This window comes from Brumimicrobium glaciale (assembly GCF_004152935.1).
In the GTDB taxonomy this organism is placed as follows: Bacteria; Bacteroidota; Bacteroidia; order Flavobacteriales_D; family Crocinitomicaceae; genus Brumimicrobium; species Brumimicrobium glaciale.
The window spans coordinates 296,719-311,414 of sequence record NZ_SETE01000005.1; the positions used below are offsets into that span (position 1 = coordinate 296,719).

Below are 14,696 nucleotides of genomic sequence, written 5' to 3' on the forward strand. Positions count from 1 at the left end.
AAATTTTGAAAAGCTATGATATCAGTTAATAATTTAACACTTCAGTTTGGAAAGCGCGTTTTATTTGACGAAGTTAACTTAAAGTTTTCACATGGAAACTGTTACGGAGTTATTGGTGCCAATGGTGCTGGTAAATCTACGTTTCTTAAAATATTAACTGGAGATCAAGATCCTACAACAGGACACGTTGTTCTTGAGCCAGGAAAGCGAATGGCTGTTTTAAAACAAGACCACTTTGAGTTTGATGAATACGAAGTTTTACAAACTGTAATGCGTGGTCACAAACGTCTTTTCGAAATCATAGTTGAAAAAGATGCTCTATATGCTAAACCAGACTTTTCTGAGGATGATGGAATGAGAGCTTCTGAATTGGAAACTGAATTTGGAGATATGGATGGTTGGAATGCTGAAACAGATGCAGCCACAATGCTTTCAAATCTTGGTATTGATGAGTCAATGCACACAACCTTGATGAAGGACCTTCCAAACATGTTAAAGGTACGTGTTCTTTTAGCACAAGCTTTATTTGGTAATCCAGATTTATTAGTGCTCGATGAGCCAACTAACGATTTAGATTTAAAAACAATTGAGTGGTTAGAAGACTTCCTATTGGATTTTAAAAATACTGTTATCGTTGTATCTCACGACCGTCACTTCTTAGACACAGTGGTTACGCATATTTGTGATATCGATTATTCTAAAATCAACTTATTCACAGGAAACTATACTTTCTGGTACAAGTCTTCACAATTAGCGGCTAGACAACGTGCAGATAAAAACAAGAAAGCAGAAGATAAAAAGAAAGAATTACAAGATTTTATTTCTCGTTTCTCTGCCAATGCTTCTAAATCTAAGCAAGCTACAAGTAGAAGAAAATTAATTGATAAATTAGATTTAAGTGAAATTCAACCATCATCAAGAAAATATCCTGGAATTGTTTTCGAACAAGAAAGAGAAGCTGGTGATCAAGTATTACACATAACGAATCTTTCTTACGAAACAGATGGTCAGACTTTATTCAAAGACATCAATATTAATGTTGGAAAAGATGATAAAATCGCATTTATCTCAAAAAACTCTCAAGCTTTAACATCATTTTTTGAAGTTTTAAGCGGAAATAAAGAACCTAAAACAGGTGAATTCAAATTCGGAACAACAATTACTTCAGCATATTTACCAAATGAGAACCATGAATTTTTCCAAAAGAAAGAAAGTTTGGTGGATTGGTTAAGAACTTATTCAACAACTGATGAAGAGCGCGAGGAAGTTTATATTCGCGGATTCTTGGGTAGAATGTTATTCTCTGGTGAAGAAGCTTTGAAAAGTGCTACTGTACTTTCAGGAGGTGAAAAAGTAAGATGTATGCTTTCAAAATTAATGATGGTGAAAGCCAATTTATTAATGATGGATGAACCTACGAACCACTTGGACCTTGAATCGATTACTGCATTGAACAATGGGATGAATGATTTCCCTGGAATTATCATGTTTACTTCTCATGACCAGGAATTGGTACAAACTGTTGCAACAAGAATAATTGAAATTACACCAAACGGAATGATTGACAAATTAATGCCTTATGATGAGTATTTGAAAGATGAAAAGATTGCGCAGTTGCAAGAAGAACTTTACGCTTAAGTAAAAAATTAAAATCCTAATCAAAGGATTAAATATATTGAATAGCTCCGACGATAATGTTGGAGCTATTTTTATTTAATTTTGCGCTCTAAAATCAATAATATAGAATGGGAATAGATAATTACTTAGCATTTATAGTAACTGGACTGTTTTTGGTGATGACTCCAGGAATGGACACACTGCTAATTCTCAACAAATCACTTGTTAATGGTAAAAAAGCTGGGGTTTACGCTACACTCGGAATTAGCTCTGGAATTCTTGTTCATACTTTTTTAGGAGCAATTGGTTTGTCTATGTTAATTGCCAGATCTCCAATAGCTTTTAGCGTTGTCAAATATTTAGGTGCTGCCTATATTATTTATTTAGGAATTCTAAAATTTAAGGAAAAGAGAAAAGAATTTCATATTGAAGAACAAACTGAAATCAAGTCAAAGTCAGCATTAAAAGCAGAATCAAAAAATGATTATTTATCCGGATTGATCACAAACATCTTAAATCCTAAAGTAGCTATTCTATTTTTGGCTTTTTTTCCTCAATTCATTAATCCAGATCATTTAGAAAGTCCAATTCCTTTTATACTTTTAGGAACAACAATGACCGTAATCGGAATTGTGTGGTTTCTATCGTTAACCTTTTTCTCAAGTTATTTCTATGAGAAGTTTAAAAGACCCAATAAATCTAATTTTTCATTGAATAAAATAAGTGGAATTATTTTTATTATCATGGGAATTACGATTGCTTTGGCGGATGTTGCTGGTTGAAGAAAATCAAAAACTAATATTGCTTCTACTCTAGAAGCTTAATCAAAAATAAAAAAAACAGATTCCTCGTTGTTGCACTCTGTCGGAATGACAATTCTATAAAGAATTAAAATGCCGAGGAATCTCTTTTAAAGTATAGTATTGAATTACCCCATACATCTGTAGTTATAGACGAGCTCTAACTATTCCTTATCTCCTCGTTTATATCTCCTCACGATCAATCGATTTCCTTTGTCATAGGTGAAGTAACTCCAAACCCAATTAATTCCTACAAACAATTTGTTTTTGAAACCACTAATTGACATTAAATGAACGACAGACCAAAGGATCCAGGCGAAATATCCTCCAAATTTAAATTTCCCAATATCTGCAACCGCCTTTCTTTTTCCAACTGTAGCTAAAGAACCTTTATCATGATATTCAAATTTCTTAAGGCCTTTTCCTTCAATTTGATTTAATAAATTCTTAGCAAGCAAATCTCCTTGTTGAATTGCAGTTTGCGCTACCATCGGATGTCCATAAGGATATTCCTTTGTTACCATAGAAGCGATATCTCCAATTGCATAAACATTTGAGTGATCTTTTAATTCTGAATATTCATTTACCATTAATCGATTTCCTCTCGCAAAACAGTTTTCATCTATTCCTTTAGGGATATTTCCCGTTACTCCTGCAGTCCAAATCATACTTTTCGCAATGAATTCCTTATCATTAAACGTTTTAATAATTAATCCATCATAAGAAGTTACTCTTGTATTTAAGTGAACAGTCACGCCCAATTCTTGAAGATACTTTAATGATTTTTCAGAAGACTTTTCTGACATTCCACTTAAGAGTCGATCACTCGACTCAATTAGGTAAATCGACATCAATGAAACATCCAAATCTGGATAATCTTTCGGAAGAATGTATTTCTTGAATTCGGCAATTGCTCCCACGGTCTCCACACCTGCTGGCCCACCTCCAATAACAGCAAAATTAGTCAGTGCATCTCGTGTAGCAAAATCAGAAGTCACGACTGCTTTTTCGAAACGTTGTAAGATCATACTTCTAATATCAAGCGCTTCCTGAATGGTTTTCATTCCTAAACTATTTGCCTGAACATCTTTTAAACCAAAGAAATTGGTATCACTTCCTGTCGCTATTATTAAATAATCATAATGAACATGACCGATGTCCGTTAAAACTTGTTTCTTTTCAGTGTTGATATTCGTCACATCAGCCATTCTAAAGAATACGTTATTGTAATTTTTGAATTGTTTCCTAAATGGAAAGGCAATACTGTCTGGTACAATCCCAGAAGTAGCCACTTGATATAGCAAAGGCTGAAATTGATGAAAATTGTTTTTATCAATCATCACCACTTGGAAATCTTTATTTTTAAGTTTCTTGACAAATGACAAGCCAGCAAAACCACCTCCAATCACTACAACTCTTGGTAAATCTGTTTCGGGTAAACGTATTGTATTGGTACTTTTAATGGACTCCATTTGATTTAATTTCTTATGTTTTCAATGGTAATAAAAGTACTCATTCGCTAAACGGATTGCAATTGAATCTCTGTGAATTATTCATAAAAGACAAATTTATCTTGTATATCGAATGAAAGAAATTGAACAATTTGAATAAAGTAAACTTCTTTCCCTTTTGATCGTTTAAATTTCAAATTTCAGACTTATCAACATAAAAAATATAAGTTTCCAACAATTTATGTAACCAATGTTAATAACTTGCGTAATATTACATATAAACAAGAAAGATATGAATCGATTACTTGCACTTTTAATTTTGGTTTCTCTAAATTTTTCGGCTTTTGGAAATGATTCAAAAATTTCCTTAGAAGAATATATTGAATCTTGGAAAGGCATTGCAATGAATCAAATGTTAACACATGGCATTCCAGCAAGTATTACACTTTCTCAAGGAATTTTAGAAAGTGGTTTTGGAAATTCTTTGCTTGCTGTAAAAGCCAATAATCATTTCGGTATTAAATGTCATGATTGGACAGGAGCGACATTCTTAAAAGACGATGATAAGAAAAATGAGTGTTTCAGGAAATACAAAGATGCTGCTCAATCTTATGAAGATCATAGTAAATTCTTAACTTCTCGTTCACGTTATGCTTCACTATTTGAATTAGAAATTACAGATTATAAATCTTGGGCAAAAGGACTAAAAGATGCTGGATATGCTACAAATCCAAACTATCCAAAAAGATTAATTGATATAATCGAACGTTACGACTTGGATCAGTACGACAATTTAGCAACAAATGACTGGATCGTTGAAAACAAACCTACAAATGAGAACCCAGTTAGAGAAATCACTATTCCATCAGGTTCAGAAGTAAAAACAGTTCAAAATAAAAGACACAAGAAAAACAATAAGTCAGCAAAAAATATTCAAAAAGCACAGCGAAAAGTTTACATTAATGCTAATCGCACTAAATACGTTATCGCTGGAAAACATGACACATTCTATCGAATTTCAAAAGAATTTGGCTACAGTTTACACCAAATGAACCGCTGGAATGATTTCCTACCAAATAAAGATGTATTGTCTGAAGGAGATAAGATTTACATAATGCGTAAGCGCAAAAGAGTAGATTCAGACATCGTTCAACAAGAAGTTAATGAGAACAAAAAACTCTGGGAGATTTCTCAAGAACATGGAGTGCAATTAAAGTCACTTTTGGAAATAAGAACTCAAAGCCCTTCTAATATGGCGATGACAAAAGATGGAGAAATAAATTAATTCTATTCTTTCTGAAAGACATAGTTTTATAAATCGAAAATATTCTTATTTTAGTAGACTGTCATTAACTTGATGGTCTTTTTATTTTTATTAATTAAAACAAATGTTGCTTTTTTTAGTGACTAAAAAATACTAGATTCGTTATGAACGTTTAAACCAGATTCCTATGAAACCAAGCAATGAATTATTTCATTTAATAAAGTCCCTCACCAAATCTGAAAAACGCTTTTTCAAACTTTCTTCATCTATACAAGCTGGAGAAAAAAATTATTTCAAATTATTTGATTTCATAGATAGTCAATCAATTTACGACGAACTAAAACTTAAAGAATATTTTAAAAAAGAACGTTTTATAAATCACCTTCCTTCTGAGAAGAATCACTTGTATAAATTGATTTTAAAAAGCTTACGTCAATTTTATGGCGAACAATCTGCTTCTAACATTTTAAAACAAGAGATTAAAAATATTGAGATTCTTTACAATAAAGCTTTACATAAAGAGGCTATAAAATTTCTTAAACGTGCTAAAAAGCTTGCTACAGAGCATGAAGAGTTTTACTTTTCTATTGAATTAATATCATGGGAAAAAGTACTTACAGAAGAATCTTACGAATCGGGTGATTTCGATGTAGACTTAAACAACATCATTAAAGAAGAAAGTGAGGTTATTGATAAACTAAGAAACTTAGCTGAATACCATATTCTTTATTCCAGAATCAATGCTTTGTTTAGAAGTGATGGATTTACCAAAAATGAAGACGAAAGAAGAACAGTAAACGAAATTGAAAATCATCATTTAATAAAAGGAAAGAATACGGCACTCTCTAAAAGAGCAACTTCGATTTGTTATTACATTCAAGGCCTTTGTGCTGCAACGAATAGAAATTTTGAGTTGAGCTACACAAAATTCAATCGGGTGCGAAACATTCTAGATGATAACCCGAAAATTAAAATTGATTTAGGACAACGTTATGTTTTGACCCTATTTCATTTAATGCAAAGCTATGTCAATGAAAATGACTTTGCCATGGCGCAAGAGATGATTGATCAGATAAAAAACCTAAAAGGTAAAAAGGGATTCAATTCATTACATCTTACAATTCGTATCAACAATATTTTGCTCTCAGATCAAATGAACCTTTACAATAAACAAGGAGAATTTGAAAAATCATTAGAAGTATTTGAAAGCAGTTATCATCAAAATGAAGAATTGATTGAAAGATCAAGTAAAGAACAAAAAATTAAATTCTATTTTAGTGCTGCATATACCTTATTTGCAATGTCTGACTTTAAGAATGCATTGCAATTTTTAAATCTTATCCTCAATGATAACGAACAGCAATTGAGACAGGATATCTATAGTTTTGCTCGTATACTTAACCTATTGTTACATTTTGAGTTGGCCAACTATGACTATTTAGAATACTCTTCTAATTCAGCTATTCGTTACTTAAACAAGACGAAAAGAGATCATCAGATTGAGAAAGTATTTATTAAGCAAATTAAAAAGATTGCCAAAACTGTCACGCAAATTGAAACTATTCCAATTTATAAGGACACATTAAAGCAAATTAATTTGCTCCTAGAAAATGAGAATGAGAATGTAATTCTTGATTATATTGATGTTGTCGCTTGGCTAAAGTCAAAAATAAACGGTGAAGAGTTTTTAGAAATGGTGAAAAAAGGTACTAAAACTTAAGTCGACCAGTCAACACAACATTGTGCATATTGGTTTTAAATTCTGTTCTGTTTTCAATTTTCGTTGGATCAAAAGCATAATATTCACTTGTAATTTGAAGTAACCTATAACTTAAATCGATGGAGAAGTTTTTATTATCCCAGCCAATTCCACCTGAATAAGTCATGTTAGGAGAAGATACATTACCTAAATCCTTATCAAAAGGTTGAGGAAGAATTCCTATTCCACCACGTAAAAACACATCTGTATAAACCATATATTCCATACCAATTCTTGTATTAAGAACAGTACGGTATTGATATTCAACCTCCTCATTCTCGTATTGAAAGCTATAAACATTGCTATAGTTTGAACTCGTATTCGAAGGTCTTAATCTTCCCCCTGGTAGACGTGACATTTCTAAATCAACATTAATAGCGCCACGCATTCCTAAAATATAAGCAAACGAACCTCTCAGTTTCATTGGAGTTTTTATGCGGTATTCAAATCTACCTGTCGGTATAAGTTCAGACGAAACAACTTCAGTTCCGTAATCATGTTCAGCAGTCATGTTAGCAGTCCATTCATCTTCTAGGCTAATAACAGTTGGAGATTCAAATGCTAAACCAATACGAAATTGCTCTGACGGAAGAAAAAGAACACCTAATTTCAAGTTAAATCCTGTCCCTCGGGTTATTTGCTCGTATGAATAATCAAAAGATCTTAAAGTTACCCCTACAGTATCTAAAAGTCTTTCGTTGTGGTTATAACTCTCATCATATTTCACTCTTCTAATTCCTAAACTAGCTCCATAATAAAACCTATTCATATAGTTTTCTGAATAACCAAAATGGAACTCTCCCATTCCACCGTCTGTGTTAATTTCACGGCTATGGTACATATCTCCTGAAGTTAATTCTGAAATGTATTGAAAGTTAGATTCATCATAATTTAAAGCAAAAACTTCATAAGCCAAGGCTGTAGAGAATGGACGGTCACTATTGATATACTCAGGATCAATCCCAAAGCCAGAATTAGCAAAAACATCTAATAAAAAATAATAGTTTTGACCTTCATATCTTATTGAATTGCTAAAGTTTTTAAGTCGTGTATAACCAACAGTAAATTGGCTGTATTTCCTTCCCGAATTAGTAGCACTTAAATCTGTTGTGAATACCGCTCCTCCACTACTAAGTGTAAAGTTATTATCACGTGAATTAGTGGTTTGTCCATTATACGTCGCTTCATTCGTAATTGAAGTGTTGTTGAAACTAAAAGACATATTAGAAGATGAAAACCTTCCCATTCCAGCAGGATTAATTTGAATAGCACTAAAATCTGCACCTAATGCACCAAAAGAACCGGCCATCGCTTCAAATCGAGCAGATCCAAAAACATCTGTAGTACTGTACCGCAAAACATCGTTTTCATTCTGGGCAATCAATTCAGATTTTAAAAATAAACCCAATACAAATACAGCTGAAACACTTATGATTTTCTTCATATCTAAAAACAGTCTTGTCGTTTAATTTTATCTTCTTCTTGAAGGTGATGATGGCGCTGAATTTCTACTTGAACTACCTGAGCTAGGTCTAGTAGAAACTCCTCTCCCACTTGGCTGAGTTGTTTGAATACGAGGAGAAGAAGTTGTAGTTCTTGTAGCACGAGGAGTTGAAGTCCCAGTAGGTCTAGAATTCCCAACATTTCTATTGAACTGAGTATTTACACCTGTTCGTGTAGGCTTTTGAGCCACTCCAGAATTTCTAGCAGAAGAATTAGGGGTATAAGAATTATTAACCACTCTATTTTGTAAAGTTGTTCTACCTATATCTCTATTAACGTTCGTTCTGACTCCTTGATTCGTAGAAACACCAATATTACCAGCTTTTCTGCTGCTATAATCTGTTCCATTTGCGCTTCTTTTCTGCACTTCTTTTCTTGCCATTCCTAAATTCTGATTCGTTGGAGTGTAAGATTTAGAAGTATAAACATTCATGTTAGATTTTGGCTTAGAGTAATAACTTGATCGATTTGAAGATGAAGCCAAAGGTCTTCTTTGTCCATAAAATGAATTTCCGCTAGAAGTAGGGTATCCTGGAATCATGTCTCCATAATATCCATTTCCATAGTAACCGTTTGGATAATAAGACCCTTGATATCCTGGATGTCCGTATCCATATCCGTATCCATAATTATAATATCCACCGTTGTGATATGGACTGTATCCGAAACCATAACCAAACGGAGAATATCCATACTGATAACTGCTTCCGAAACCAATTCCTGAATTAAAGCCTTGGTAAGCATAATGATGTTGAGGATAAAAGCTCATTCCATTATAACCGTAATAGCCATAAGGATTGTATGCTGTCATAATCATTAAAGTATTCATGCGAACACGTTCATTTACACGGGGGTCTTTGTATTCTTGTTCAAAAGCTCCTTTTTGCCTTGCTTTGAACGCATTAAAAGATGTAATATCGTTCTCATCCTCTTCTAGGTTAAGTTCTGTAGGTGTTTGCATATAAACATCGTTTTCAGAAATGTAACCGTAATTTGAACAAGAAGATAATAAAGCACTTGCTCCGAGTAGAATAAATATTTTAATTGTCGTTTCCATAATATAAGGTTCTATTTGATTAAACTTACAACTTATTTGAAGGATTTCCAAATTGAGTTCTTACTTTTGTAAATCTTAAACGTATTTACAGTAAATAACGTTTAAATATTAAGAATAATTTAACAAAAACTGTTCCACAAAATGGCAAAGTACACAAAAAGGTCTGAGGATTATTCCAAATGGTATAATGAAGTTATTGAAAGAGCTGGATTAGCTGAGCACTCAGATGTTCGCGGATGTATGGTAATTAAACCTTATGGTTACGCAATATGGGAGAATATGAAGAGTGTTTTGGATGCAAAGTTTAAAGAAACGGGTCATTCCAATGCTTATTTCCCCTTATTCATTCCTAAGTCTTATTTGAGTAAAGAAGCCCAACATGTGGAAGGTTTTGCTAAAGAATGTGCGGTGGTAACACATTACCGTTTAAAAACCAGCGAAAGTGGAGAATTAATCGTTGATCCTGATGCAAAATTAGAAGAGGAGCTTATTGTTCGTCCTACATCAGAAACTATTATTTGGAACTCATTCAAAAACTGGATTCAATCCTACCGTGATTTACCTTTGAAAATTAATCAATGGGCAAATGTTGTACGTTGGGAAATGAGAACACGTTTATTCCTAAGAACTACAGAATTTCTTTGGCAGGAAGGACATACTGCTCACAGTACAAAAGAAGAAGCCATTGAAGAAGCAGAACAAATGCTTAATGTATATGCTGACTTTGTAGAAGAATACATGGGAATGCCAGTTGTTAAGGGAATAAAAACTGCGGCAGAGCGATTTGCTGGAGCAGACGAAACTTACTGCATTGAGGCAATGATGCAAGATGGAAAAGCACTTCAAGCTGGAACATCACACTTTTTAGGTCAGAACTTTGCGAAAGCTTTTGACGTAAAATACGCAGATAAAGAAGGGAAACTAGAACATGTTTGGGCAACTTCATGGGGAGTTTCGACACGTTTAATTGGTGGATTAATCATGACTCATTCAGATGATGAAGGATTGGTTTTACCTCCAAAACTAGCGCCTATTCAAGTAGCTATAATTCCAATTTATAAAACAGCAGAACAATTAGAAGCAATTTCTGAGAAGGTAGCTGTTTTAAAATCTGAATTGATTAAAAAAGGGATTTCTGTAACATTTGATGATGATGACAACAGACGACCAGGGTGGAAATTTGCAGAATATGAAGCAAAAGGAGTTCCTGTTCGTGTAGCAATTGGTCCAAGAGATTTAGAAAACAATAAAGCGGAAGTAGCAAGAAGAGATACCAAAACAAAAGAAGTTGTTGAATGGGACGGTATTTCAACTTATATTGTTGACTTGTTAGATGAAATTCAAGACAATCTATTAAATAAAGCGAAAGAATTCCGAACAGAGAACACAACACCTGTTGAATCTTATGAAGAATTTAAAAAGGTTTTAGAAGAAAAAGGAGGATTTATTTCAGCACATTGGGACGGAACATCTGAAACAGAAAATAAGATTAAGGAGGAAACAAAAGCGACTATTAGGTGTATACCTTTAGATGCAAAAGAAGAAGCTGGAAAATGTATTTACTCAGGTAATCCATCAACGAAGAGAGTCTTGTTTGCAAAAGCATATTAACCTATAGTAAGAAAAGACATGGAAATTAAAAAACAAGATGTTGTTGAACTATTGAAAGAGCGATCTATACTTAAGCAAGAAGTTTATGCAACTACTCTAGCATGTTATAAAAAGTTCAAAACTGTTGTTGAAGAAGAACTAGCATTATTCAGAATTAAGATTCCTGATGAGAGGGTTCGTTTGAAATTCGATTACAACGGCGATTTCGAAACTCATGCATACGTAGGAAGCGATGTATTGGTGTTTAACATGCACACCAACGTATTTACCTTCCCAGCTGATAATTCGATATGGAAGAACTCTTACATTGAAGAAGACAAACACCTTGGTTACTTCGGAGTAATTAACATCTACAATTTCTTAGCGGAGTCTTTTCTTCAAAAGAGAATGAATGATGCAGGATATTTAATTGGTCGAATTTTCATCAACAAAGAAGGTCATTTCATGATTGAAGGAAAAGGAGAGCTTTCTTATTACTTTAGAAATATAAGGTCAAATATCTTTGATGTTGAAACCATGAAAAATATTTTTGAAGTGGCTGTTAAGCATGCTGCGGAATTCGATTTACATACTCCTCCTTACAATAAAGTGAGTCATGTGAGTGTTCATCAAATAAAAACCTTGTCAACAGCTCAAGAATTAAAAACTGGTAAAAGGTTGGGATTCAAGTTTGAAGCAGAACACAATGAAAATAATTAATTTTTTATCCAAAAAAGCTTTGTTATAAATTAAAATGCATATATATTTGCACTCCGAAATTTATATCAAATAACGGCCCATTCGTCTAGTGGTTAGGACATCAGGTTTTCATCCTGAAAACAGGAGTTCGATTCTCCTATGGGCTACTAAAGTTATTCTAACGAGAATACTTTCAAGGTTAAAAAAAGTACAAATTAAATTATGGCCCATTCGTCTAGTGGTTAGGACATCAGGTTTTCATCCTGAAAACAGGAGTTCGATTCTCCTATGGGCTACTTAATAAACATTATAACAACAGTAAATTATGGCGAATCACAAGTCAGCACTTAAAAGAGTAAGATCAGATAAAGCGAAAACGCTTCGTAATAGATATCAGCATAAAACAACGCGTAATGCGATTCGTGTTTTACGTGGTACAACAGATAAGGCAGAGGCTGAAAAGCTTTTACCAAACATCTCAAGTATGCTTGATAAATTAGCGAAGAAAAACGTTATTCACAAGAAGAAAGCAGCTAACCTTAAATCTGGTTTAGCATTGCACATCTCTAGCTTGTAATTGATTAAAATCATTATATTTAAGGGAGTCTAATCACTAGGCTCCCTTTTTTGCTATGCACTAACTTTTTCTACAATTACTGCAGCTATTATCCATAACGAATGCTTATCTTTGTTTCTATGGATTTTAAAAATGACTTACTCTTAAGAGCGGCACGTGGAGAAAATATCGAAAGATATCCAGTTTGGCTAATGCGCCAAGCAGGAAGGATTCTTCCTGAGTACAGAGCCGTAAGAAATTCTTTAAGTGGATTTAAAGAATTAGTAGAAACCCCAGCTTTAGCAGCAGAGGTAACTATTCAGCCAGTAGACCACCTAGATGTGGATGCGGCAATAATCTTTTCAGACATTCTTGTTATCCCCGAAGCCATGGGATTAGAATACCAACTGATAGAAAAGGTCGGACCTCGTTTCGAAAAAACAATTAAAAGTGAAGCTGACCTTGTTAAACACGGTCAAACAGATTTTGATGTAGAAGACCGTTTAGGCTATGTAAAAGAAGCCATTGAAATCACCAAAAAAGAATTAAATGGAAGAGTCCCATTAATTGGATTTGCTGGGGCACCTTGGACAATCTTTTGCTACATGATTGATGGTGGAGGTTCTAAAACATTTTCTGAATCTAGAAAAATGCTTTACCAAAACCCTACTTTGGCACATGAGTTGCTTAATAGAATCACGGAAGTGACTATTCGTTATTTGAAAATGCAAATTAAAGCAGGTGCCGACCTTGTTCAAGTATTCGATTCTTGGGCAGGTATTTTAGGAAACAACCAGTACAATGAGTTCGGTTTGAAATACATAAATAAAATTGCAGATGCTATTAATGAAGTACCTGTAACGTTATTTGCAAAAGGAGCTTATGCTGCACTTCCAAATTTAGCTAATTCAAATTGCAATACTTTAGGACTAGATTGGAATATGAGCGTTGCTGATGTTAGAAAAATTGTAGGTGAAAATAAAACTTTACAAGGGAATCTTGATCCGTGTGCTTTATATTCTTCACACAGTGAAATCGAGCAGCTAACTAATAATATGTTAGATAGTTTCAAAAGTAAAAGACATATTGTAAATTTGGGTCATGGAGTTTATCCAGATATCGATCCTGAAAAGGTTAAAACATTTATTAAAACTGTAAAAAACTATGAAATCAAAAACTAGAAAATTAAAAGGCTTGCTTTACACGCTGCCTTTAGCCTTACTTTCGTTATCAACGATTGCACAAGAAGCCGAGAACTTGGTCGTAAACCCAAGTTTCGAAGATGCACAAAGCAGAAAGATTCGCAGAATTGGCGATATTGAAAAAGCTGAAGGATGGTCTTCTGCGACAGGAAGTAGAGCAGATTTATTTTCTTCAGAAGCAGGAGCACCTGATGTATTAACTCCAGATAACATTTACGGGAGAGAAGAACCGAAAAGTGGTGTTAACTATGCAGGAGTGATTTCATATTCTTATCGTGAAAAAGAGAACAGAAGTTATTTAACATCTCAACTTTCAACTTCTTTGAAAAAGGGAATGCGTTATAAAGTTCAATTTTATGCTTCTTTAGCAGAGCTTTCTAAATACTCATCAAACAGATTAGGTGCTCATATTTCTAAAAAAGGATTAGGAACAGATGATAAAATTCCAGCGATTATTGCTGAAACTCATATTGAACATCCGAAAAGAGAAGCATTTGATGGAATGTATGGATGGGATTTAGTTTGCGGAGAATATGTTGCAACTGGAAAAGAAAAATATATTACAATAGGTAATTTTTCTGAAGATGCTGACATTAAAGGTGACCGTGCAAGAAAACCAAGAGACATGAGTGGAAAGCAGATAATTGCTGCTTACTATTATATTGATGATGTTTCTGTACAATTATTAGGTCCAAATGAAACATGTGAATGTGATTATGGAGATGAATCTCAACAAGTTGCTTCAACAGTTTACCAACGTTCTCCAGAGATTACAAAAGACATGGATTTAAGTGCAATGGTAAATCAATATAATATTTACTATGCAGGTGGAAGATATGACGTAAAAATAGATGGAGAAAAAACTTTGGATAAACTTGCGTCAATGATGGAAGAGAATCCAAAGATGAAACTTCAATTAACAGGTCACTCCGATGCAACAGAAGCTGCAAGTGCAACAGACAATGTTCTTTCGATGCGAAGAGCAGAATATGTTAAAAAACTTCTAGAAGAAAAAGGAGTTGCTGGAGACAGATTGATTATTGAAGACGCTAAAGATGGAATAGATTCTGAGTATATTACTGAAAGTGATGATGACACTTTGAGAGATGCTAAAAACAGAAGAGTAACATTTAGAGTTCTCTAAGAACCAAAAACTATAAATTTATTAAATACGCTTCAATCTTGGAGCGTATTTTTT

At 33.6% G+C, this 14,696-nt stretch carries 12 protein-coding genes and 2 tRNA genes; 11 read left to right on the top strand and 3 right to left on the bottom strand.

All coding sequences use genetic code 11. The features are described 5' to 3' along the window. Window positions 1-15: 15 nt before the first annotated feature. Window positions 16-1,638, top strand: a complete 1,623-nt coding sequence (locus ERX46_RS12960; protein ID WP_130094296.1) for an ABC-F family ATP-binding cassette domain-containing protein — start codon at window positions 16-18, stop codon at window positions 1,636-1,638. 107 nt (window positions 1,639-1,745) lie between these two features. After that, window positions 1,746-2,399 (top strand): LysE family translocator, encoded by a 654-nt coding sequence (locus ERX46_RS12965; RefSeq protein WP_130094297.1) that lies wholly within the window; start codon window positions 1,746-1,748, stop codon window positions 2,397-2,399. 182 nt (window positions 2,400-2,581) lie between these two features. Here the strand turns inward: ERX46_RS12965 and ERX46_RS12970 are convergent, their stop codons facing one another. Then, the gene (locus ERX46_RS12970; RefSeq protein ID WP_130094298.1) at window positions 2,582-3,889 is read right to left on the bottom strand and encodes an NAD(P)/FAD-dependent oxidoreductase; all 1,308 of its coding nucleotides are present in this window, start codon (window positions 3,887-3,889) and stop codon (window positions 2,582-2,584) included. Between the two features lie 271 nt (window positions 3,890-4,160). Between ERX46_RS12970 and ERX46_RS17840 the strand changes: the two genes are divergently transcribed. Further along, complete coding sequence (locus ERX46_RS17840) at window positions 4,161-5,153, top strand: glucosaminidase domain-containing protein (protein WP_165366232.1); 993 nt, start codon at window positions 4,161-4,163, stop codon at window positions 5,151-5,153. 166 nt (window positions 5,154-5,319) lie between these two features. Further along, the gene (locus ERX46_RS12980) at window positions 5,320-6,852 is read left to right on the top strand and encodes a hypothetical protein (protein WP_130094299.1); all 1,533 of its coding nucleotides are present in this window, start codon (window positions 5,320-5,322) and stop codon (window positions 6,850-6,852) included. Here the strand turns inward: ERX46_RS12980 and ERX46_RS12985 are convergent. Both ERX46_RS12985 and ERX46_RS12990 read right to left on the bottom strand, forming a co-directional pair. Next, entirely contained in the window at window positions 6,842-8,335 is a 1,494-nt protein-coding gene (locus ERX46_RS12985) for an OmpP1/FadL family transporter (RefSeq protein ID WP_130094300.1), read from the bottom strand. The two genes, ERX46_RS12980 and ERX46_RS12985, sit on opposite strands and share 11 nt — an antisense overlap. A gap of 27 nt (window positions 8,336-8,362) precedes the next feature. Further along, complete coding sequence (locus ERX46_RS12990; protein WP_130094301.1) at window positions 8,363-9,451, bottom strand: hypothetical protein; 1,089 nt, start codon at window positions 9,449-9,451, stop codon at window positions 8,363-8,365. A gap of 141 nt (window positions 9,452-9,592) precedes the next feature. Here ERX46_RS12990 and proS point away from each other — a divergent pair, with 141 nt between their 5' ends. The 7 genes from proS (at window position 9,593) to ERX46_RS13025 (ending at window position 14,642) form a co-directional block, all read left to right on the top strand. Continuing rightward, window positions 9,593-11,062, top strand: a complete 1,470-nt coding sequence (gene proS, locus ERX46_RS12995; RefSeq protein ID WP_130094302.1) for a proline--tRNA ligase — start codon at window positions 9,593-9,595, stop codon at window positions 11,060-11,062. 18 nt (window positions 11,063-11,080) lie between these two features. Next, window positions 11,081-11,761 (top strand): hypothetical protein, encoded by a 681-nt coding sequence (locus tag ERX46_RS13000; protein ID WP_130094303.1) that lies wholly within the window; start codon window positions 11,081-11,083, stop codon window positions 11,759-11,761. A gap of 74 nt (window positions 11,762-11,835) precedes the next feature. Continuing rightward, window positions 11,836-11,907, top strand: a tRNA-Glu gene (locus ERX46_RS13005). 57 nt (window positions 11,908-11,964) lie between these two features. After that, window positions 11,965-12,036: transfer RNA gene (locus ERX46_RS13010), tRNA-Glu, on the top strand. A 29-nt stretch (window positions 12,037-12,065) separates the two neighbouring features. Beyond that, a complete protein-coding gene (rpsT, locus tag ERX46_RS13015) occupies window positions 12,066-12,317 on the top strand; it encodes a 30S ribosomal protein S20 (protein WP_130094304.1) in 252 nt (83 codons plus the stop codon). A 119-nt stretch (window positions 12,318-12,436) separates the two neighbouring features. Next, window positions 12,437-13,477 carry a uroporphyrinogen decarboxylase gene (gene hemE, locus ERX46_RS13020; RefSeq protein WP_130094305.1) on the top strand — a complete coding sequence of 347 codons (1,041 nt, stop codon included), beginning with the start codon at window positions 12,437-12,439 and terminating at the stop codon, window positions 13,475-13,477. Further along, window positions 13,461-14,642, top strand: coding sequence for an OmpA family protein (locus ERX46_RS13025; protein ID WP_130094306.1), 1,182 nt, complete (start codon window positions 13,461-13,463; stop codon window positions 14,640-14,642). Before hemE ends, ERX46_RS13025 begins: the two co-directional genes overlap by 17 nt. Window positions 14,643-14,696: the final 54 nt, after the last annotated feature.